At 63.8% G+C, this 21,709-nt stretch carries 18 protein-coding genes and 1 tRNA gene; 11 read left to right on the top strand and 8 right to left on the bottom strand.

What is annotated here, in order from left to right:
• Positions 1 to 406 precede the first annotated feature (406 nt).
• Both AC1Q5P_RS13800 and rsmD read left to right on the top strand, forming a co-directional pair.
• The gene (locus AC1Q5P_RS13800) at positions 407 to 1,219 is read left to right on the top strand and encodes a pseudouridine synthase (protein ID WP_492519228.1); all 813 of its coding nucleotides are present in this window, start codon (positions 407 to 409) and stop codon (positions 1,217 to 1,219) included.
• Positions 1,216 to 1,761: a 16S rRNA (guanine(966)-N(2))-methyltransferase RsmD gene (gene rsmD / locus AC1Q5P_RS13795; protein WP_492519227.1), complete on the top strand. Its 546-nt coding sequence runs from the start codon at positions 1,216 to 1,218 to the stop codon at positions 1,759 to 1,761. The genes AC1Q5P_RS13800 and rsmD overlap by 4 nt, the downstream gene beginning before the upstream one ends.
• On the opposite strand, the gene AC1Q5P_RS13790 is transcribed toward rsmD, so the two are convergent.
• Positions 1,758 to 3,017, bottom strand: a complete 1,260-nt coding sequence (locus AC1Q5P_RS13790; protein ID WP_492519226.1) for an MFS transporter — start codon at positions 3,015 to 3,017, stop codon at positions 1,758 to 1,760. The genes rsmD and AC1Q5P_RS13790 overlap by 4 nt on opposite strands.
• Positions 3,018 to 3,144: 127 nt before the next feature.
• Entirely contained in the window at positions 3,145 to 3,744 is a 600-nt protein-coding gene (locus AC1Q5P_RS13785) for a hypothetical protein (protein ID WP_492519225.1), read from the bottom strand.
• Between the two features lie 441 nt (positions 3,745 to 4,185).
• Between AC1Q5P_RS13785 and AC1Q5P_RS13780 the strand changes: the two genes are divergently transcribed.
• Both AC1Q5P_RS13780 and AC1Q5P_RS13775 read left to right on the top strand, forming a co-directional pair.
• Positions 4,186 to 6,489, top strand: a complete 2,304-nt coding sequence (locus AC1Q5P_RS13780; protein ID WP_492519224.1) for an ATP-dependent helicase — start codon at positions 4,186 to 4,188, stop codon at positions 6,487 to 6,489.
• Positions 6,490 to 6,610: 121 nt separating this feature from the next.
• A complete protein-coding gene (locus AC1Q5P_RS13775) occupies positions 6,611 to 6,991 on the top strand; it encodes a DUF7668 domain-containing protein (RefSeq protein WP_492519223.1) in 381 nt (126 codons plus the stop codon).
• A gap of 225 nt (positions 6,992 to 7,216) precedes the next feature.
• Here AC1Q5P_RS13775 and AC1Q5P_RS13770 read toward each other — a convergent pair whose 3' ends face one another.
• Together AC1Q5P_RS13770 and AC1Q5P_RS13765 are read right to left on the bottom strand one after the other, a co-directional pair.
• Positions 7,217 to 8,584 carry a DEAD/DEAH box helicase gene (locus AC1Q5P_RS13770; protein WP_492476744.1) on the bottom strand — a complete coding sequence of 456 codons (1,368 nt, stop codon included), beginning with the start codon at positions 8,582 to 8,584 and terminating at the stop codon, positions 7,217 to 7,219.
• Positions 8,585 to 8,728: 144 nt separating this feature from the next.
• On the bottom strand, positions 8,729 to 9,301 hold the full coding sequence (locus AC1Q5P_RS13765; protein WP_156135765.1) for a hypothetical protein: 573 nt from the start codon (positions 9,299 to 9,301) through the stop codon (positions 8,729 to 8,731).
• 162 nt (positions 9,302 to 9,463) lie between these two features.
• Between AC1Q5P_RS13765 and AC1Q5P_RS13760 the strand changes: the two genes are divergently transcribed.
• Positions 9,464 to 10,882, top strand: a complete 1,419-nt coding sequence (locus AC1Q5P_RS13760; protein ID WP_492519222.1) for an FAD-binding oxidoreductase — start codon at positions 9,464 to 9,466, stop codon at positions 10,880 to 10,882.
• A 109-nt stretch (positions 10,883 to 10,991) separates the two neighbouring features.
• A complete protein-coding gene (locus tag AC1Q5P_RS13755) occupies positions 10,992 to 11,771 on the top strand; it encodes a SapC family protein (RefSeq protein ID WP_427463792.1) in 780 nt (259 codons plus the stop codon).
• Positions 11,772 to 12,084: 313 nt separating this feature from the next.
• Here AC1Q5P_RS13755 and AC1Q5P_RS13750 read toward each other — a convergent pair whose 3' ends face one another.
• Complete coding sequence (locus AC1Q5P_RS13750; protein WP_492519221.1) at positions 12,085 to 13,047, bottom strand: N-formylglutamate amidohydrolase; 963 nt, start codon at positions 13,045 to 13,047, stop codon at positions 12,085 to 12,087.
• A gap of 174 nt (positions 13,048 to 13,221) precedes the next feature.
• Here AC1Q5P_RS13750 and cpdR point away from each other — a divergent pair, with 174 nt between their 5' ends.
• Positions 13,222 to 13,599 (top strand): cell cycle two-component system response regulator CpdR, encoded by a 378-nt coding sequence (gene cpdR / locus AC1Q5P_RS13745; RefSeq protein WP_062348304.1) that lies wholly within the window; start codon positions 13,222 to 13,224, stop codon positions 13,597 to 13,599.
• Positions 13,600 to 13,706: 107 nt separating this feature from the next.
• Positions 13,707 to 13,781 (top strand) — tRNA-Val (locus AC1Q5P_RS13740).
• Positions 13,782 to 13,890: 109 nt separating this feature from the next.
• Here AC1Q5P_RS13740 and AC1Q5P_RS13735 read toward each other — a convergent pair.
• Positions 13,891 to 14,655 (bottom strand): crotonase/enoyl-CoA hydratase family protein, encoded by a 765-nt coding sequence (locus AC1Q5P_RS13735; RefSeq protein ID WP_039334313.1) that lies wholly within the window; start codon positions 14,653 to 14,655, stop codon positions 13,891 to 13,893.
• A 186-nt stretch (positions 14,656 to 14,841) separates the two neighbouring features.
• On the opposite strand from AC1Q5P_RS13735, the gene AC1Q5P_RS13730 reads away from it, so the two are divergent.
• From AC1Q5P_RS13730 to AC1Q5P_RS13720, 3 genes are all read left to right on the top strand, one after another.
• Positions 14,842 to 16,065: an NADP-dependent isocitrate dehydrogenase gene (locus AC1Q5P_RS13730; RefSeq protein ID WP_039334315.1), complete on the top strand. Its 1,224-nt coding sequence runs from the start codon at positions 14,842 to 14,844 to the stop codon at positions 16,063 to 16,065.
• Between the two features lie 122 nt (positions 16,066 to 16,187).
• Entirely contained in the window at positions 16,188 to 17,972 is a 1,785-nt protein-coding gene (locus AC1Q5P_RS13725; RefSeq protein ID WP_039334317.1) for a cation:proton antiporter domain-containing protein, read from the top strand.
• Between the two features lie 51 nt (positions 17,973 to 18,023).
• Positions 18,024 to 18,191 (top strand): hypothetical protein, encoded by a 168-nt coding sequence (locus tag AC1Q5P_RS13720; RefSeq protein ID WP_156135766.1) that lies wholly within the window; start codon positions 18,024 to 18,026, stop codon positions 18,189 to 18,191.
• 3 nt (positions 18,192 to 18,194) lie between these two features.
• On the opposite strand, the gene alaS is transcribed toward AC1Q5P_RS13720, so the two are convergent.
• Both alaS and AC1Q5P_RS13710 read right to left on the bottom strand, forming a co-directional pair.
• Positions 18,195 to 20,840 carry an alanine--tRNA ligase gene (alaS, locus tag AC1Q5P_RS13715; protein ID WP_492519220.1) on the bottom strand — a complete coding sequence of 882 codons (2,646 nt, stop codon included), beginning with the start codon at positions 20,838 to 20,840 and terminating at the stop codon, positions 18,195 to 18,197.
• 43 nt (positions 20,841 to 20,883) lie between these two features.
• Positions 20,884 to 21,708, bottom strand: a complete 825-nt coding sequence (locus AC1Q5P_RS13710) for a class I SAM-dependent methyltransferase (protein WP_492519219.1) — start codon at positions 21,706 to 21,708, stop codon at positions 20,884 to 20,886.
• Position 21,709: the final 1 nt, after the last annotated feature.

Genomic DNA, 21,709 nt, shown 5'->3' with positions numbered 1-21,709 from the left:
AATTCCAGCGGCGCTAGGGTCAGGACCCATTACTCACACCTCCGAGGCGCCGGAATGGCGAACATATCGGGCGGAAATCCGCGCCGGGAAGGCTGGTTGCCTTTCCAAGCGGATTTCCGTTCGAAATGGAAGCCATTCCGGCGTCCCAGAGGGATTTGACCAAAATGGCCCATCGCTGCGTTGGATGGGCTTGAAATAGAACCACTATTCCCGCGCCCATCCGCCTTGCGCTGGGCCATTTTGCCTCAAACCTCGAAGGTGTGAGTAATGGGCCCTGACCCTAGGGGTGACGCAAGAGGCGTTCTCGCGTAAGGGCTGCCCCATGACTTTTCCCCCAAGAAACGGTGGCGACAGGCCGAAGCGGTTCAGCCCTCGGCCCGGTACCACTGAAAAGAAGCCTTTCTCCATGCGCAGCGGTGCGCCGCGCACGTCGCAGCCGGTCGTTCCCGCCAAGCGCGCGCCGAACGCCGATGGCTCCGAGCGCGAGGGCGATCGCATCGCCAAGCTGCTGGCCCGCGCAGGAATTGCCAGCCGCCGCGAGGTGGAACGCATGATCGAGGAAGGCCGCGTCAAGATCGGCGACGAGGTCGTGACCACGCCCGCCACGCTGCTGACCAGCCTCAAGGGGGTGAGCGTCGATGGCAAGATGGTCGGCCCGATAGCTGCTCCGCGCCTGTTTCGCTTCCACAAGCCTGCAGGCCTGATCACAGCCGAGCGCGACCCCACCGGTCGCCCCACGATCTACACCGCTTTGCGCAATGCCATGCCCAAGGACGCGCCGCGCGTCATGCCGGTCGGCCGCCTCGACGTGAATACCGAGGGGCTGCTGCTGATGACCAACGATGGCGAATTGAAGCGCGCGCTGGAACTGCCCTCTACCGGCATTCCCCGCACCTACCGCGCCCGCACTTTCGGGGACATCACGCAGGCGCGGCTCGAAGAACTTATGGAAGGCATCGAAATCGACGGCGTGCGTTATGGCCCGATCAACGCCAATCTTGAGCGCAGCGCCAACCGCAACAAGTGGATCGAGCTGACCCTGACCGAAGGCAAGAACCGCGAAGTGCGTCGCGTGCTCGAACATCTCGGCCTGGAAGTTTCGCGTCTGCTGCGCACCAGCTATGGCCCGTTTGAACTGGCTGACCTGCAACGCGGCTCGGTCGAGGAGATCCCGCAGTTCATGGTCGAACGCTTCCGCAAGACACTGAAAGCCAAATGAGAATTATAGCCGGAGAATGGCGCGGACGGCCCCTGCGCGCGCCCGAGGGTGACACCACCCGCCCCACTGCAGACCGCACGCGCGAGACGCTGTTCTCGATGCTGGCCAGCCGCCTCGGCAGCTTCGAGGACCTGACCGTCGCCGACCTGTTTGCAGGGTCGGGCGCGCTCGGCCTCGAAGCGCTGTCACGCGGAGCGGCGTCGGCAATCTTCGTGGAGCAGGACGCAGGCGCAATCCGCACCATCCGCGCCAACATCGCGGCCCTGCGCTGCGCCCCGCAATGTGATGTGCGCGCCTCGTCGGTGCTCAGCCTCGGCCCGGTGAAGCAGCCGCTCGACCTCGTCATGCTTGATCCGCCCTATGGTACCGGCGCAGGTGCCGTCGCGATCGACCGGCTGACCCGGCTTGGCTGGATCGGCGAGGCGACCTGGATCTGCCTTGAAACGGCTGCCAAGGAAGTGCCCGACCTGCGCGTGTGCGAGGTCGATGCCGAGCGCAAGGTCGGCAAGGCGCTGATCACGCTGATGCGGTTGAAGTCCTAATCCGCCTGTCGGGGCGAGAACTGCACGCCTGCCAGAGTCATCGCGCCAGCCAGCGTCAGGAACAGCCCGACATAGGCCGTGCCGCCTATGCCGGCGAGCCACGCCGCCGCGAACGGGGCCAATGCGCCACCGATGATCCCGCCCATGTTGAACGCCACCGAAATGCCGGTGTAGCGGACTTCGACCGGATAGAGCGTCGGCAGCCAGGAGCCCAGCGGTCCATAGGCCAGCCCCATCACGAACAGCGCGCTTGCCAGCGTGGCGAAGACCACCCAAGGCGATGCCGCGCCAAGGCCGGTGCCGAACATCATGCCGACGATGATCGTCAGCGCCGCCCCGGTGCCAAGGACAAGCCGCGCCGAGGCCTTGTCCGCCCAGTACCCCGCAACCAGAATGCCGAGCGCAAGGAAGCTGTTGGCGCCAAGCTGAAGCCCTAGAAACTCCTGCTTGGCATAACCGAGCCTGGTCGTGGCAAAGGACAGCGCAAAAGTCGTCGCGAGATAGAAGATCGCAAAGCACGCGACCACGCCCGCGATCCCCGCCAGCACGGCGCCAAGATGATTGCGGAACAGCAGACCGACCGGCACCTTGGGCGGCTCTGCCTTCTCGAGTGCTTCCTTGAACGCAGGTGTTTCGCCGATCCTGCGGCGTACCCACAGGCCAAGACCAACCAGCAGCGCGCTCGCCAGGAACGGCACCCGCCATCCCCAGGCGGCGAAGTCGGCATCCGACAGCCCCTTGCCGAGCAACAGGAACAGCCCGTTGGCACAGAGAAAACCTAGTGGGGCGCCCAGCTGCGGCGCAGAGCCAAAGCGGGCTTCCCACCCCTTCGGCGCGTTTTCCACCGCGAGCAGCGAGGCTCCGCCCCACTCGCCGCCAAGGCCGAAGCCTTGGCCGAAGCGCAAGCAGCACAGCAGCGCGGGCGCGACCCAGCCGATCATCGCGTAAGTCGGCAGAAAGGCGATCAGGAAGGTCGAGCCGCCCATCAGCATCAGCGAGGCGACAAGCGTCGACTTCCGCCCGATCCGGTCGCCGAAGTGGCCGAAGGCAATGGCGCCCACGGGCCGTGCAAAGAACGCGAGGCCAAAGGTCATGAAGGACAGCAACGTCTGTGCTGCCTCCGATTCGGTGGGGAAGAACAATGGCCCTATGACCAGCGCGGCCGCCGTGGCGTAGATGTAGAAGTCGTAAAACTCTACCGCCGTCCCGACCAGACTGGCAGTCAGAACGCGACCATGCTGGCGAATCGGATTCATCTTGGCGCTTCTCCCCTCGTACGCGGGGCGGGTTGTTCCGTCTCAAGCGATCCGGGTCAACCGCTGTGCACACGCAATGGGGCGCCGGTTTCCCGACGCCCCATTGCGCGACGATCGTCAGTAGCCCTTAGATGCCGCCGCGATTGCGACAGCTGTCGGTTACAGTCTTGCTGCAGACCGGATACTTCTTGTTCATGGCCGAGGCGGGCGGCGGGGTCATGTTGCCGGTAGTGCTGCTGTCCATGCTGCTCATCCCGCCTGAGGGAGGCGTTGCAGGCTCTGCGGGAGTGGCTGGCGTTGCGGGCGTACCCATGCCGGGATTGGGCTGGGCCGGCATCGCACCGGATGACGGCACTGCCTTGCCGGAAACCTGCGCCACGATCGAGGGCCAGACCTGCGTGCGTTGTTCCGGCGTCATGGCATAGATCTGCGCCTTCTGCTCGTCGGTCAGCGCCCACCAGCCCTTCTGCTGATCAGCATCGAGGCTCCAGAAGTACTCCTGGTACGTGGAGGGCCATGCCGCATACCTGCTCTTCTGTTCGGCGGCCCATGCGTCGATCTGAAGCTGCTGGTCGGGCGTCGGCGAGAAGGTGCCGGTCGCCGTGGTTGCAGCGGTGGTGTCTGACGTGGTTGCGGTTGCTGTCGTGGAGGTCGACTGGGCGGCCACGAACGAAGGGCTCGAAGCGACGGCAAGCGCCAGCGCGCTCCCGGCAAGAAGGTTTCGCATATGGAATCTCCTGATTTTATCTTTGTACCCGAATTACAACGGCGAAGCTTCGACACCGGAACCGGTTCCCGCAGGTGGGACGGACCGGGCGTTTGATGAGATCGCTGGAAAAGGTTTCCGTTAACCTGCGTTGCATTATTTCAGCGTTGCATTGTGCATCGGGGGCCTAGTGACTGACGTAATTCGCAACGTGCTGATGGGGTTGGGCTGCCCTGGCCTGCTTTGGCTGGGGTCTTGCGCGATGATCGGCGCGGGCACTGCAGTCGTGGTGTCCAAATCGTCGGAGAAGGTCGGGAAAATGGTACGAGAAGGAAGAGCTCAAGGCGCATAACGAGCGCGACAACAAGGCCGCCGCCTATCACGAGCATTCCGATTACAACGCGGACTATTACGAGAACTACGAAGACTGAGCGAACCGTAACGGCCTTGTCGGGCGGGCCGATGTTCTCTAACCGTTCCCAAGTGTCCCAGATTGCGAATCAAGATCAGAGCTGGCTCGATGGCCTCAACCCGCCCCAGCGTGAGGCGGTGACGATGACCGAAGGGCCGGTGCTGATGCTGGCAGGCGCAGGCACGGGCAAGACCGCCGCGCTGACCGCGCGCCTTGCCAACCTGCTGCGCCAGCGGCTCGCCTGGCCGAGCGAGATCCTCTGTGTCACCTTCACCAACAAGGCCGCGCGCGAGATGCGCGAGCGTGTCGGCAACCTGATCGGCCCGGCGGTGGAAGGGATGCCGTGGCTAGGCACTTTCCACGCCATCGCCGCCAAGATGCTACGCCGCCATGCCGAACTCGTCGGCCTGCAGAGCAACTTCACGATCATCGACACCGACGACCAGTTGCGCCTCCTGAAGCAGCTGATCGTGGCCGAAGGGGTCGACGACAAGCGCTGGCCGGCCAAGCAGCTCGCCGGACTGATCGACAAGTGGAAGAACCGCGGCCTCAACCCCGGCGATCTCGATGCGCTGGAGAACGAGGCCTATGCCAATGGCAAGGGCCAGCGCTTCTACGCGCTCTACCAGAACCGCTTGCGCGAGCTGAACGCCTGCGACTTCGGCGACCTGCTTATGCACATGCTCAACATCTTCCGGCGCGAGCGGGACGTGCTGGAATCATGGCAGCAGCGCTTCAAGTACGTGATGGTGGACGAGTATCAAGACACCAACGCGGTGCAGTACCTGTGGCTGCGCCTGCTCGCGCAGAACCGCAAGAACATCTGCGTGGTGGGGGACGACGACCAGTCGATCTATTCGTGGCGCGGCGCGGAAGTCGCCAATATCCTGCGGTTCGAGAAGGATTTTCCGGGCGCCAAGGTGATCCGCCTCGAACAGAATTACCGCTCCACCCCGCACATCCTCGGCGCGGCATCGGGCCTGATCGCGGAGAACTCCGAACGCCTCGGCAAGACGCTGTGGACCGAGGTCGATGGCGGCGACAAGGTGCGCGTGATCGGCGTGTGGGACGCTCCGGAAGAAGCGCGGCGGATCGGCGAGGACATCGAACGATTGGAGCGCGAGGGCGCGCCGCTCGATCGCGTAGCCATCCTCGTGCGCGCGCAGTTCCAGACGCGCACCATCGAAGACCGCTTCATCCAGATCGGCATGGGCTATCGCATCGTCGGCGGCTTCCGCTTCTATGAACGCGCCGAAATCCGCGATGCGCTGGCCTATCTGCGCCAGATCGCCAGCCCGCAGGACGACCTTGCGTTCGAGCGGATCTACAACACCCCCAAGCGCGGCCTTGGCGACAAGACGCTGGAAAAGCTGCACCGCCATGCCCGAGCGCGGGGAATACCGCTGTCAATGGCGGCGGTCGAAATCCTCGATACCGACGAACTGCCTGCCCGCGCGCGCAACACCCTCGCCGCGCTGATGCGCGATTTCGCGCGCTGGCGCGATGCCGCCAAGCAGTTGGTGCCAGCCGAGCTCGCCCGCACGATCCTTGACGAAAGCGGCTACACCGCCGCCCTGCAGGCGGAAAAGACTGCCGAAGCCGCCGGACGCCTCGAAAACCTCACCGAACTCGCCCGCGCGATGGAGGAATACGAGACGCTGGGCGACTTCCTCGAACACGTCAGCCTCGTCATGGACAACGAGAACACCGCCGACGAGGACAAGGTCACGATCATGACCATCCACGCCGCCAAGGGCCTCGAATTCGACAACGTGTTCCTGCCGGGCTGGGAAGAAGGCGTGTTCCCCTCGCAGCGTTCGCTCGACGAAGGCGGCCTTGCCAGCCTCGAGGAGGAACGCCGCCTTGCCTACGTCGCGATCACCCGCGCCCGCAGGCGCTGCACCATCCTCCACGCCGCCAATCGCCAGATCTACGGCCAGTGGACCAGCTCGATCCCCTCGCGCTTCATCGGTGAACTGCCCGCCGAGCACATCGAGGAGGAAACCACCCTCTCGGGCGGCGCATCGATGTGGCGCGCCAACTGGAGCGAGCGCGAAGACCCCTTCGCCCACGTCGCTCAGGCCAGTGCCAGCCGCGCCGCCTCGCGCGGCCCAGGTTGGCAACGCGCCGCCGCCCAGACCTTCAACCCCGCCCCCCGCCGCATCGCCGAACCCACCCGCAGCGCCGCCAGCTTCGCCGCCAAGCCGCGCGGCGACATCGCCGTCGGCGCGCGCGTCTTCCACGAAAAGTTCGGCTACGGCACCGTGGCCGAGCAGGAAGGCAACAAGCTGGAGATCGACTTCGAAAGCGCGGGGCGCAAGCGGGTGATTGATAGCTTTGTTAAGGTGGCTTGAGAGCGTTGGCTTTGTCGGTTGCTATTGTTTAACGATCTAATACGCCCAGTTTCCGCGAGTCTGGAATAAGGCAAAACTTCCTGTCTACCGGCAACGATTGCCCGTTTCGGAGCGCAGGCTTGTGAGTGGACCAGTTCCAATTCTGAAGGACGAAGAGCGGGAACATCCTGTCCCGTCATTATGGAGGAGTAAGCTTCGGGACATCGCGGAGGCGCTGAAAGATGGCAACTTCAACCTGTTTGGTGTCGCCGATGTCGCACCGCAAGACGATGACGCAGCTTCTGCAATTGCCCGAAATATCAAACACTATGGATTCACGTTAACTTCGCTCCCGGACGCAACCTGGGCAACCTCGGTCTGCCAGTGGCAACTGGATTACTGGGAGGTGCTGGTGGACTTATTCACCGTCGAGGAGGGATGTAGTGATCTAGTTTTGCATGTTCACATTTTCGAGCGATCTGGCGGTTTCGATTTCAAAGTGCACTTCGTTTATGTGCCTTAACGCGAACTAAAATTGCGTTTGGCAATGACCGGTTTTGCCCATTTGCCGCCTTCCGATAAGCTTGCCCTGATCTACCTCCCGTCACCCCGTGCTTGACACGGGGTTGGGCTATTCTTCCGGCGCAGCGTCCGAAGAGAAAAGCCAAGGCCCGGATCAAGTCCGGGCCGACGACTTCATCAGGGGGCGTCCTGTCTCAATCGCCCAACATCCGTTCGTGTCGCCTGATTAAAGCGCCGAAACCGCCAGAAATTCCGGAATCGGTCCGTTCCACTCACCCGGCTTTGACGGCGGTTCGGAGTGGTCGCGGTAGCTGGGCTGTTCGCGCCGTGGAGCGCGTTCCTGGCGGGCTTCTGCACGCGGTTCGCGTTCGGCGCGGGGCTTGCGTTCCTCGCGGGCGGGACGTTCGCGGCGGCTTTCGCGCTTCGGCTCTTCCTCGCGGCGCTCGGTCTCGCGGGGTTTGCGCTCTTCCTTCTCGGCGATCTCGAGCTTGAACTCGGGGATCTTGGTCCCCTGCAGCTTCTCGACATTGTCGATCGCCTCGGCATCTTCCGACGCCACCAGCGTGAAGGCGCGTCCCGTCGCCCCGCCGCGACCGGTGCGGCCGATACGGTGGACGTAGTCGTCCGGGTGCCAGGGCGTGTCGAAGTTGAAGACGTGGCTCACGCCCTTCACATCAAGCCCGCGTGCGGCGACGTCGGAGGCGCAGAGGATCGAGATGTCGCCGTCCTTGAACTTCTGCAGCTCGGCGTTGCGCGCGCTCTGGTCCATGTCGCCGTGGATTTCCCCTGCGGCAAAGCCGTGGCGCTGCAGCGACTTGGCCAGTTCGCGCACGGTCGTCTTGCGGTTGGCGAAGACGATTGCCGTGGTGACATTGTCGGTCCGCAGCAGCTGGCGCAGCACTTCGCGCTTCTGGCGCGTGGTGCACTTCACCTTGAACTGGGCGATGCTGGTATTGGTCGACGCCGGTCGCGCCACTTCGATCATCTTGGGGTTCGACAGGAACTTGTCGGCCAGCTTCTTGATCGGCGGCGGCATCGTTGCCGAGAACAGCAGCGTCTGGCGCTGGGTCGGCAGCTTGGTGCAGATGTTCTCGATATCGGGGATGAAGCCCATGTCGAGCATGCGGTCAGCCTCATCGATCACGAGCAGATCGCAGCCGGTGAGCAGGATCTTGCCGCGTTCGAACAGGTCCATCAGGCGGCCAGGCGTGGCGATCAGCACGTCGACGCCGTCCTGCAGCGCCTTGACCTGGTCACCCATCTGCACGCCACCGATCAGCAGCGCCATCTTCAGGTCGTGGTTCTTGCCGTACTTCTCGAAGTTCTCGGCCACCTGCGCGGCGAGTTCGCGCGTCGGTTCGAGAATCAGCGAGCGCGGCATCAGCGCACGGCGGCGGCCGTGCGCCAGAATGTCGATCATCGGCAGCACGAACCCGGCAGTCTTGCCGGTGCCGGTCTGGGCGATGCCGATGATGTCCTTCATCATCAGGACAGCGGGAATTGCCTGCGCCTGGATCGGAGTGGGCTCATCATAGCCGGCATCGAGCACCGACTGGAGCAATTCATCCGAGAGGCCGAGATCGGCAAACTTCATGCAGGCAATTTTCCGAGAACTAGAGACGGCACGAACGCAATTGTGCCCGCTGGACAGCCTGCATCGCAAAACGCCGCCAGCACTGTCTGCGCGCTAAGACGATATGGCCCGAAAAGTCAAGAATTCCGCGACGAGACGGGACGGTCAGTCATCTTCCAGCACGAGTTCGCGCATCTTGGTAATTGCACAGTTCGCTCCGGCCCGTGAATGGATCGTATCCCGGCCGGCACAGAGCTGCCCGTCCTCGTTCCTCTCGACATAGAAGCCCGAATAGAAGTCGCGAGCGCGGCAGGATTTGTCGAGACTGGCACCGATCAGCTTCCGCCCGCGCGTGACAAGCAGGAGGCGATCCTGCGATTCGATCTGCACGCCCGCAATGCTGGTGATCGGCAGGCACTTGCTGGTCTTGCGCTCATAAAAACGCGGCGGCTGAGGCGCGGCCGGCATCGGCGTGTACATCTGGCCGGGCAGGCGCGGTGCAATACGGATGATCATGCGCTGCTCGATGCGCACCTGATTCCAGGACTGGTCGCCCAAGCCGTCGGCAATGAAGCTGTTGAAAGCGCTCGCCCCGAAGTCGTCGACAATGAGGGGCGATCCTGCCGGAATGGAAGCAGTCGCCCATTGCGTATCGCTATCGGGTATCGCCACGGGTGTACCAACCGGTACGGCCAGCAGCATGCCCAATGAGGCCAATAGGTTGAATACGTTGGGCATTCCGATGCAAAAACTCTCGACGTCCCCTCTACGGCCAAGCGGCCCTGACCCCGCTCCAACCGCTCCTGACACCCCTAGCCTCCGGGGTTGAACGGTTGCTTAACCTGTCAGCAATGAAAAATGAATTGCCCTTCCTGCGGGGTGGCAATAGCCGATGCCGTGATGAGCGAAACGTTTCTTGCAGAAGCGGCCCGTCTGCTCGGGCCAAAGGGTCTGACTACCGATCCCGATGACATGGCCCCATGGCTGACCGATTGGCGCGGCCGCTACACCGGCGCGGCGCGGGCAATCGCTTCGCCAGCCAATACCGCCGAGGTCGCCGCCCTGGTGAAGCTGTGCGCCAGGCATGGCGTGCAGATCGTGCCTCAGGGCGGCAACAGCGGCATGTCGGGTGGCGCGACACCATTCGAAAGCGGGCGCGAGATCATCCTCTCCTTGCGCCGCATGAACCGGATCACCGCGCTCGATACCGCGGCGCGTTCGGCCTCGTGCGAGGCAGGCGTCATCCTGCAGGTCCTGCACGAGGCGGCGGAGAAAGAGGGCCTGCGCTTCCCCCTCACGCTTGGCGGCAAGGGCTCGGCCACGATCGGCGGCCTGGTATCGACCAACGCCGGTGGTACGCAAGTCTTGCGCCATGGCTCGATGCGAGCGCTGGTGCTGGGGGTCGAAGCTGTCATGGCCGATGGCAGCGTGCTCGACCTGTTGACCCCGCTCAAGAAGGACAACCGGGGTTTCGATCTCAAGCAGGTGCTGATCGGTTCGGAAGGAACGCTGGGCATCGTCACCGCTGCGACCTTGCGGCTCGCTCCCGCCATTGCCGGCAGGACGGTGATGTGGGCCGGCACGACCTCACTCCACGATGCGCGCAGCCTCCTGCTTCTGGCAGAGGACATGGCGCCGGGGCTGCTGGAAGGCTTCGAGGTCCTGCCCCAGCACAGCCTCGAGGCGGTTCAGGCCTACACTCCCGGAACGCGCGCACCGCTGACGGAGCCTCATGCCTGGCATGCCCTGATCGAACTGGTCGCGGGCGACGAGGACACCGCCGCGAGATTGCCCGAACTGGCCGAGCGCATCCTTGCCACGGCGTTCGAACGCGATCTCATCGCTGACGCCACGATCGCCGCCAGCGAAGACCAGGCCGAGCGCATGTGGTTGATCCGCGAGACCATCTCGCCAGCCGAACGCGCGCTTGGCCCGGCGATGCAGCACGACATTTCCGTGCCGGTCGAAAAGATGCCCGCCTTTGTCGAGGCCGCCGTCCCGCGCCTCGAAGCCGATTGGCCGGGCACCCGCGCGGTCTGTTTCGGGCATCTCGGTGACGGCAACGTCCACTTCCACGTCATCGCGCCGCCGGTCAGCGACCGGGCATCGTGGGAAGCAGGCGACGGCAAGGCGATCAGTGCACAGGTCCACGACATGGTGGTTGCGTGGGGAGGCTCGATCTCTGCCGAACACGGAATCGGCAGGCTGAAACGTGACGAACTGGCCCGCCTTTCCGATCCCGCGGTGCTTGCCACGATGCGCGCCATCAAGCAGGCACTGGACCCGGACGGCCTGCTAAACCCCGGAAAGCTTGTCTGACGCGGCTTGCGCGGCCTTCTGGCAGCCCCTAAGAACCGGCGTTCCCGCTAAGCCGCGGCCAGAGTGAGTTTTGCCCGCGCGAATGTTTTGATTCTTGGAGAGATGCAAAATGGCCAGCGCGCCGCAAGCGAACCTGCCGATGTTCTACAACGACCTGATGCCGCTCAACAGCCGGGACCATGCAACGTGGAAGGCGAAGAACGCGGATGCAGCTCCCTGGCTGATCGGACAGCACGCCATCCCCCTGACGGCTGAGGAATTTCCCCAGGCAGCACGCCATTACCCGATCATCTTTGCATCGGGTGACAACCCGGTTCCGCTGGCGCTGATGGGGCTGAACGAAGGCGTGAACGTCTTTGTCGATGAAGAAGGCAAGGTCACCCAGCCGATCTACATTCCGGCCTATGTCCGCCGCTACCCGTTCCTGCTCGCCAAGCTGAACCCCAATAGCGAAGAACTTTCGCTGTGCTTCGACCCTTCGGCAAACCTGCTCGGCGATTCGGTGGAAGGGCAGGAGCTCTTCACCGACGGCCAGCCTTCTGAAGCGACCCAGGCTGCACTCGGCTTCTGCGAACAGTTCGAACAGGCCGGCCAGCGCACGCAGGCCTTCATCGACGAGCTGAAGAAGCACGACCTGCTCATGGAGGGCGAAGTCGCCATCCAGCAGCAGGGCAATGACCAGCCGTTCGTCTATCGCGGCTTCCAGATGGTCAATCAGGAAAAGCTGCGCGATGTGCGCGGTGACGTGCTGCGTGGCTGGGCGCAGAGCGGCCTGCTGCCGCTGCTTTATGCCCACCTGTTCTCGCTCGAACTGATCAGCCAGATCTTCGGCGCACAGGTTCAACTGGGCAAGGGTCCGATCCCGGCGATCCAGGTTCCGGCTGAATAAGCCGGACACGATTTGACATCGGGCTTGAGCGATCGAGCCACAGGTCAACAGAAAAGCGCGGTGAACCATTCGGTTCATCGCGTTTTTTCTTGGGGTGTTGCAAAAATCCCTCGAAAGGCCTTGCAGGGGCAAATCCCCTCACCTATCTTGTGATTGTTGCGTTGCGGCTCCCCTCATGGCCCAGCGTAACTGGTGCACTCACGTGCACCTCCTCCCTGAACCTTGGCCACCTGGAGCTTGCTCCAGGTGGTTTTTTCTTGGGTTACATGAGTTTGCGCAAGTCTGCCCGCGCGCTTGCCCATAAAGCGCGCATCTACTCGGCAGCAGCGCGCCAGCGTCCGCAATCGGATGCGCGGCCAAGGTCCGCCACATCGACCGCGAGTCGGCGCACCAGGCCCACCAACAGCTCGATCGTGGCATCGAAGCCGGGGCCGGGTTCGGCCATGCGTGCATCGAGGTAGCAAGTGCGGTCTATCTCGAGCTGCATGCAGTGTAGCCCTTCGGCACGCCTTGCGTGTCGCTCCAGCACGTAGCCCCCGGCATAAGGCCGGTTGTGCGACACCCGTCGCGCAGCTTCGGTGAAGAAGCCGAACGCAGAAGCCACCACCCCCCCATCGCACGAAGCGCCGAACCGATCGCCCACGACGAATTCCGGCGCACGCTCTCCGGGTGAACGCGCCGCCAGCGGTGGCATCGAATGAAGGTCGATCAGCAGGGCAGCGCCCCAACGGTCCCGAATCGTTTCGAGCGTGCTGGCGAGCGCCATGTGATAAGGCTGATGCACCGCTGCAATCCGCTCTGCCAGCTCGCTGTGGTCGAGCCTGCGCTTCCACAGCTCTCCAAGGCCCGGCAGACGACGCGGCACCAGCCCCAGCCCGCTTCGTGCGCGCCTGCCAAAACCGCTGGGCGCGGCCGAAGCATCGGCCGGTGGACCACCGACCATCTCCCAGTCGACATCATCGCTGGCACGGTTGAGATCGAGCATGGCCCGCGGCGCATGGGCGATGAGCAGCGCCGCGCCGGTCCGGCGAGAAACCGCCTGCCCCAAGAGATCGGCGTAGCGATCCTCAAGCCGGGGCGCTGCGAATGCGGGATGACGCATCCGGTCCAGCAGCGACTTGGCATAGGCCCTTCCTGCGTGCGGGACGGCAATCACCACGGGGATCGGCGAAGGATCGATCGTCGTCAGGCTGTAGGCCGGCACACCGGGATTGCCCGGCACCGACCCGCCATGGACCGAAGCCGAATCGCCCTGGTGCTCACACTCATGCTGCATCCCGCAAAGGTGCAACCGATTCGCACGCAAGTCAAAGCAAGGTCCGACAACGATTGGACCACATGTCGGGTTGCGGGCAAAAAGCGGTTTGCGCGAAGCTTCAGGCGGGAGATTGTTAACCCCATCGGCGTTATAGGCCATGGAACTGAAGCCCCACTAAAAAACAGGTTCGCCATGATCCGGATCCTGCTCGCCGAAGATGAAGAGGCGATGCGCACTTACCTGACCCGCGCGCTGGAAAATGCCGGCTATTCCGTGGCTGCCGTGGACAGGGGCACCGCCGCAATTCCCCTGCTCGAATCCGAACATTTCGACCTCCTCCTGTCTGACATCGTGATGCCGGAAATGGATGGAATCGAATTGGCGCAACGCTGCAGCGAGATCAGTCCCAGCACCAAGGTCATGTTCATCACCGGCTTCGCTGCCGTGACGCTCAAGGCAAATCGTGAGGCACCCCAGGCCCGGGTTCTGTCAAAGCCGTTCCACCTCAAGGATCTGGTGCTGGAAGTCGAGCGCGTGTTCGAGGATGCGCAGTTCGCGGGCAGCCGCTGAACTCCGGCTGCAAATTCCCCCTTGCCATGAATCGGGACGGGGGCTAATGGCGCGCTTCCCGACGCGATCAGCGGTTCTCCGCCAGCCAAGGGACAAGCAGATGGTACGGGCGTATAGCTCAGTGGTAGAGCACTATGTTGACATCGTAGGGGTCGCAAGTTCAATCCTTGCTACGCCCACCATCGCATAAGAAACCCCGCCAATGGCGGGGTTTTTTGTTGATCGACGCAGGCTTTTGTTGATCGACAGGGCAAAGTGGCGGGAGCGACCAGCGCCCCCGCCCTGGCGATCTTACTTGCCCTGCCAGTTCGGCTTGCGCTTCTCGGCAAAGGCGGCGGCGCCTTCGCGTGCGTCGCTCGACGTGAATACCGGCGCGATATAGGCCTGCTGCTTCTTCCACATTTCCGCCTCGGTCCACTCGTGCGAATCGCGGATGATGCCCTTCGACGCGATCAGCGCAAGCGGACCGTTCTCGGCGACCTTCGCTGCCAGAGCCTTTGCTGCTTCCAGCGACGGGCCCTCGACGATCTGGTTGATGAAGCCGAGCTCATAAGCGCGCTGGGCGGTGATGAAGTCGCCGGTCAGCGCCAGTTCCATGGCGATGCGCGGCGGGATCTGGCGCGGCAGCTTGATCAGGCCACCGGCAGCAGCGGCAAGTCCGCGCTTGGCTTCGGGAATGCCGAACTTGGATGAAGCGCTCGCCACGATCAGGTCGCACGACAGCGCCAGTTCCATGCCGCCCGCCAAGGCATAGCCATCGACCGCAGCGATGATCGGCTTCTTCGGCGTCCATTCCGACAGGCCGCCAAAACCGCGCCCGGGAATCGAGGGCGACTCCCCGCGCAGGAAGCCCTTGAGATCCATCCCTGAACAGAACGTGCCGCCAGCCCCGGTGAGGATCGCACAGCGCAGGTCGGCCTCGGCATCCAGCCGGTCCATCGCTGCCGAAATGCCCTCGGCCGCAGCCTTGTTCATGGCATTCTTTGCATCGGGCCGGTTGATCGTGACGATCAGCACGTTGCCATCGACTTGGGTAAGGACTTCCGCCTCGCTCATCGCATCTCTCCAAAAGGACTTGCACCCGGCTTTAACCGGTCACTTAAATATCTGCATTGCCCATGCGCCGATGTCCAGCGCAAAGCCTGCAAAAATTGCGCGAATCGCCCCACTGCCTTGCGCACCGGCAAGCCTCTGCTAAGGGAAGGCGCAATTTCTCTCCCCAGCTTGAAAGACAGGACGGACATGGCGAAGATCAAGGTGAAGAACCCGGTCGTCGAACTCGACGGCGATGAAATGACCCGGATCATCTGGGAATGGATCCGCGAGCGCCTGATCCTCCCCTACCTCGACATCGACCTCAAGTACTACGACCTCTCGGTCCAGAAGCGCGACGAGACGGACGACCAGATCACCATCGATTCCGCCAATGCAATCAAGCAGTACGGCGTCGGCGTGAAGTGCGCCACGATTACGCCTGACGAGCAGCGCGTCGAGGAATTCAACCTCAAGTCGATGTGGAAGTCACCCAACGGCACGATCCGCAACATCCTCGGCGGCGTGGTCTTCCGCGAACCGATCGTGATCCAGAACGTGCCCCGCCTCGTCCCGGGCTGGACCGACCCGATCGTCGTCGGCCGTCACGCCTTCGGCGACCAGTACCGCGCCACCGACTTCGTCGTCCCCGGCCCCGGCAAGCTGCGTCTCGTCTGGGAAGGCGACAACGGTGAGACGATCGACCGCGAAGTGTTCAACTACCCCTCGGGTGGCGTCGCCATGGCGATGTACAACCTCGACGATTCGATCCGCGACTTCGCCCGCGCGTCGTTCAACTATGGCTTGTCGCTGGGCTGGCCGGTCTACCTGTCGACCAAGAACACCATCCTCAAGGCCTACGACGGCCGCTTCAAGGATCTGTTCCAGGAAGTGTTCGACACCGAAGGCTTCAAGGAAAAGTTCGCCGCCGCCGGCATCAGCTACGAACACCGCCTGATCGACGACATGGTCGCCTCGGCGCTCAAGTGGTCGGGCAAGTTCGTCTGGGCCTGCAAGAACTACGACGGTGACGTGCAGTCCGACACGGTTGCGCAGGGCTTCGGCTCGCTCGGCCTGATGACCTCGGTCCTCATGTCGCCCGACGGCAAGACCATCGAAGCCGAAGCTGCCCACGGCACCGTGACCCGTCACTACCGCCAGCACCAGCAGGGCAAGCAGACCTCGACCAACCCGATCGCCTCGATCTTCGCGTGGACCCGCGGTCTGATGTACCGCGGCAAGTTCGACGAGACCCCGGAAGTCGTGAAGTTCGCCGAAACGCTCGAGCGCGTCTGCATCGAAACCGTCGAAAGCGGCAAGATGACCAAGGACCTCGCCCTGCTGATCGGCCCGGATCAGGCCTGGATGACCACCGAGAAGTTCTTCGAAGCCATCGTCGAGAACCTCGAAGCCGAAATGAAGAACTGGGCATAAGCGCCGGTTCCTTTATGGAAACAGCAAAGGGCTCCGGTTCGCGCCGGGGCCCTTTTGCTTTGGCAACAGTTCGACATGCAGAAACGGGTGACACCATTGCCCCCCTCCCCTAACCTTCGCCAATGGCAGGCAATCTCGAACCGACGACCGCACTTTCCGACGCTCTCGTAATCCTCGGTGCCGCAGGCATCGTCATCCCGGCCTTTGCCCGCTTCCGCATCACCCCGATCATCGGCTTCATCCTCGTCGGACTGGTGGTCGGCCCGTTCGGCCTCGGCGCGCTCGTGCCGCAGTACCCCTGGCTGTACCACTTCACCATTTCCGATCCGGCCGCGATCACGCCTTTCGCGGAGTTCGGCATCATCCTCCTGTTGTTCGAGATCGGCCTGGAGCTGTCCTTCAATCGCCTGTGGGACATGCGCCGACTGGTCTTCGGCCTTGGCGCGATGGAGCTTGGCATTTCGGCCTTCCTCCTGTCGGCGGCACTTCTGGCCACCGGTTTGCAGATCAGCGGCGCTTTCGGCCTCGGCCTTGCACTTGCGCTTTCCTCGACCGCGTTGGTCCTGCCCATCGCCGGCACCCACGGCCCGGTCGGTCGCGCGGCGCTGTCGATGCTACTGTTCGAGGATATCGCGCTCGTGCCGATCATCTTCATCCTTGGTGCAATGGGCCCGGTCGCCGCGCATTCGGATGGCCCAACCCTTGGCGAAACGCTGCTTTATGGCGGCATCGTCATTGCCGTCCTGCTGGTCGGCGGACGCCTGCTGCTACCGCGCCTTTTCGCCCAGGCTGCACAGACGAAGAGCCCCGAGTTGTTCCTTGCTGCCACGATGCTGGTTGTGATCGCCGCAGCGCTGTCGACGTCTCTCGTCGGCCTCTCGCCGATCATGGGCGCGCTGCTGGCGGGCCTGCTCATCGCCGAGACCGAGTATCACACCGAGGTCGAAGCGATTACCAAGCCGTTCAAGGGCCTCGCGCTGGGCGTTTTCCTCATCACCATCGGCATGGGCATAGATTTGCGCGTCGTCTGGGCACAGATCGGGCCGCTCACCCTCGCCGTCGTCGGTGTGGTGGTGCTCAAGGCGCTTGTCACGATGTTCGCCCTACGCGCCATGGGCAAGGAGCGCGCTACCGCACTCGAAGCCGGCATCCTGATGGCCAGCCCATCGGAAACTACCCTGATCGTGCTGACCACGGCCGCCGAGGCAACCCTCATCGACCGGGAAACTGCCCAATTCTGGCAGATCGTCACCGCCATCGGCCTGACGATTACGCCGCTCCTGGCCAAACTCGGTGAGACATGGGGGCAGCGGGTCGCGCGCGGGACTGCGGACGTCGGACAGAATACGTTCGTCGAGGAGCCCGAAGGCGAGCGCGTCGTCGTCATGGGCTTCGGCCGCGTCGGCAGGCTCATCGCCGAGATGCTGACGGTCCACAAGGCCGCCTGGCTCGGCATCGATTCGGACCCCGGCATCGTCAGGAACGCGCGCAAGGATGGCCTGCCAGTCCTGTTCGGCAACGTCGACAGCGAAGCGGCAATCGCCCGGCTCGGCCTCGATGATGCCAAGGCGATGATCCTGACGATGGACGAACCCGTCCTCATCCTGCGCATGGTCAAGCGCCTGCGGAGCGCACATCCTGACCTCCCGATCATCGTCCGCGCGCGCGACGCGACGCACGCCGCCGCGCTTTACAAGGCCGGCGCCAGCCATGCCGTGCCCGAGACGCTCGAGAGTTCGCTACAGTTGTCCGAAGCTGTGCTCGTCGATCTCGGCTTCCCGATGGGCCCGGTCATCGCCTCGATCCACGAAAAGCGCGACGAACTGCGCCAGAAGATCAAGGAGGAAGGCGAGCTCAATTCGCTTCCCAAGCTCAAGTCTGCCTCGCTCCGGGAACGCTCTGCCTGACAGCCCGCAACCGATCTCCTTGCCCTGTGTTTTCATGGCAAGGAGAGAAACATGACCCACCGCAGCAACAAGCCCGACCTGAACCCGGCAACGCAGGACGATCAGCCGAACAAGGGCCCGATCAAGGGGCCGCAGCAGACCGACGCCACGATGCGCGAAAAGGATCTGGCCCGCGGCTCCGAACCCGAAACGCGCGGCGCCAGCGGGCGCAGGCAATAACGGTCAATTCGAAAGAACAGCCTTAGCCGCAGCAATCGCCTCGGCAGCCTTTGCTCCGTCCGGACCGCCGCCTTGGGCCATGTCCGGACGGCCACCACCGCCCTTGCCGCCAAGTGCTTCCACGCCTGCGCGCACCATATCGACCGCGCTGACCTTTCCGACGAGATCCTCCGTCACCGCCGCCGCGATCGAAGCCTTGCCTTCGTTCACCGCGACGATCACCGCAACGCCCGAACCCAGACGCTGCTTTGCCTGATCGAGCAGTCCGCGCAGTTCCTTGGGGTCCAGCCCGTCGAGCACCTGGCCCGAGAACTTCACGCCGCCCACTTCCTCGTCCGCGTTCTCCGCCTTGGCTGCACCGCCGCCCAGCGCCAGCGCCTTCTTCGCCTCGGCCAGTTCGCGCTCTAGCTTCTTGCGCTCTTCCATCAGCGCGGACACGCGAGCTTCCACGTCTTCCGGCGTCGTGCGCAGGATCGACGCGGTGTGCTTCAATGCCTCTTCGCGGGCCACGAACCACTGCCGCGCGCCCTCGCCGGTCAGGGCCTCGATGCGGCGCACGCCCGACGAGACTGCGCTTTCGCTGACGATGCGGAACACGCCGATATCGCCCAGCGCCCGAACGTGCGTGCCGCCGCACAGTTCGACCGAATAGTGCTTCTCCGTCGCACGGCCCATCGAAAGCACGCGCACTTCCTCGCCATACTTTTCACCGAACAGTGCCATCGCCCCCGCCTCGATCGCATCATCGGGGCTCATCAGTCGCGTCGTCACTGGTTCGTTGGCACGAATCTCGGCGTTCACTTCCGCTTCGATCGCGGCAATGTCCTCAGGCGTCAGTGCAGTCGGCTGCGAGAAGTCGAAACGCAGGCGATCGGCGGCGACCAGCGAGCCCTTCTGCGTCACGTGCCCGCCAAGGCGATTGCGCAGTGCCGCATGCAGGAGGTGCGTGGCCGAGTGGTTGGCGCGGATTGCATCGCGACGTTCGACATCGATGTCGAGTTTCACCACGTCACCGACCTTGATCGCGCCGGCCTCGACCTTCGCGTTGTGCGCGTGCAGGCGGCCCAGCGGCTTGGCGGTGTCGCTCACTGCCAGCTTGAGACCATCGGCGCCGGTGATCATCCCTGCGTCACCGGTCTGGCCACCGCTTTCGCCGTAGAACGGCGTCTGATTGACGATCACGGTAACGTCGTCGCCCGCCGCAGCACTCTCGACTTCCTTGCCGTCCTTGACCAGCGCCACGACCTGCGCCTCGCCGGTGGTGGCGGTGTAGCCGGTGAACTCGGTCGCGCCGACACGCTCGGCAATGTCGAACCACACTTCGCTGTCCGCAGCCTGGCCAGAGCCCTTCCACGCCGCGCGCGCCGCCGCCTTCTGCTGCGCCATGGCAGCATCGAAGCCCTCGCGGTCAACCGCAATGCCACGGGCGCGCAAGGCGTCTTCGGTCAGGTCGTACGGGAAACCGTAAGTGTCATAGAGCTTGAATGCGGTCCCGCCCGGCAGCGCATCGCCCTCGCCCAGCGCAGCGGTCGCTTCGTCGAGCAGCTTGATGCCGTTCGAAAGCGTGCGGCGGAACTGCACTTCCTCGCGCAGCAGGGTTTCCTCGATCAGCGGCTGCGCACGGCCCAACTCAGGATAGGCAGCGCCCATCTCGGCGACCAGTGCCGGCACCAGGCGGTGCATCAGCGGGTCCTTGGCGCCCAGCAGGTGCGCGTGGCGCATGGCGCGGCGCATGATACGGCGCAGCACATAGCCGCGGCCCTCGTTCGAAGGCAGCACGCCATCGGCCAACAGGAAGCTGGTCGAGCGCAGATGGTCGGCAATCACGCGATGGCTCGCGCGCTGCTCGCCCTCGGCCTTGACCGAGGTCAGGCTTTCGGAGGCCGCGATCAGCGCCTTGAATGTGTCGGTGTCGTAGTTGTCGTGTTCGCCCTGCAGAACGGCGGCAATGCGCTCGAGGCCCATGCCGGTATCGATGCTCGGCTTGGGCAGGCTGCCGGTGATTTCACCCGCGGTCTGCTCGAACTGCATGAACACGAGGTTCCAGATCTCGATGAAGCGGTCGCCATCCTCTTCCGGCGATCCCGGAGGGCCGCCCCAGATGTGATCGCCATGATCGAAGAAGATTTCGGAGCAGGGACCGCACGGGCCATCGTCGCCCATCGCCCAGAAGTTGTCCTTGGTGGCGATGCGGATGATGCGATCCGCAGGCAGGCCTGCGATCTTCTTCCACAGCTCGAACGCCTCGTCGTCGGTATGGTAGACGGTGGCGAGCAGCTTGTCCTTGGGCAGGCCCCATTCGCGCGTCAGCAGCGTCCACGCATGGGTGATCGCCTGCTCCTTGAAGTAGTCGCCGAACGAGAAATTGCCGAGCATCTCGAAGAAGGTGTGATGCCGCGCAGTGTAGCCGACGTTGTCGAGATCGTTGTGCTTGCCGCCCGCGCGCACGCACTTCTGCGACGAGGTGGCGCGTGGGGTCGCGCGTGTCTCGAGCCCGGTGAAAACGTTCTTGAACGGCACCATCCCGGCGTTCGTGAACATCAGCGTCGGGTCGTTGTAGGGCACCAGCGGCGCAGACTGCACCACATCGTGCCCGTGCGAGCCGAAGTATTCGAGGAAGGAGCGGCGGATTTCGTTCGTCGAAGTCATGAAAGGCCGATTAGGCGAGCGTTCGGCGCGCTACAAGCACGTTTCATCCATCATTGTGATCGGACGTGGCGCTTACCAGCCACGCCGCAGCATTGAATGCCACCACGCCGTCCCGATGATGGGCCTCCACAAGCTCGGCGAGCCGCATCTCGACCGCTGCGCGCTCGGCCTCGGGCAAAGTCCGCAAGGCCGCCGCAGCAGGTCCGATGCGGCGGAACAGCGCCATCGCTTCGCCCACGGCATCTGGCCCGGTGCCGGCGATGTACCGGAAATCCACCGGCGCGAACTCCACCGCCCGCCATCCTGCCATGCAGCGTCGCACGTGCTCCGGCAGGGCGAATGCGAAGGGGCCCGGCGCAGTTGGCGAAGCTGGCGGAGAATCACCTTTCGGCAGTAGCGCCGCGATGGCCGCCGCCCAGTCGTTCTCGGCAGCCTTGCGAAAGCACGAGAAGACCATGCGCGCTCCTGGCATCGCCTGCGCGGCCAGATGGGCGAAGGCTGCTTGCGGATCGGAGAAGAACATCACGCCGTGGCGCGATACATACAGGTCCGGCCGTGACGCGGGTTGCCACTGCGAGGCATCGGCCAGCTCGAACGTCAGGTTTGGCTGAATGGCGCGGGAGCGGGCCGCATCGACCAGATCGGCAGAGATATCCACGCCGGTCACCTGCGCTTGCGGCCTTGCCTCGGCAATGGCGATCGACAGCTCCCCCGCTCCGCAACCGATATCTGCAACAGCCGCGCCCGGCTCTTGAGCGATGGCCGCCAGAAGTTTGGGTGTCAGGTCGGAAAAGCTGACATCGGTGCGCCGCCATTCGCTGGCCCAGCTCCGTCCGACCGTCCCCTGCCAGTCACTCACGTTGGTCATG

Source organism: Novosphingobium sp. GW835-FHT14H07, from assembly GCF_058793515.1.
This window is presented reverse-complemented; position numbering and strand designations above follow the sequence as displayed.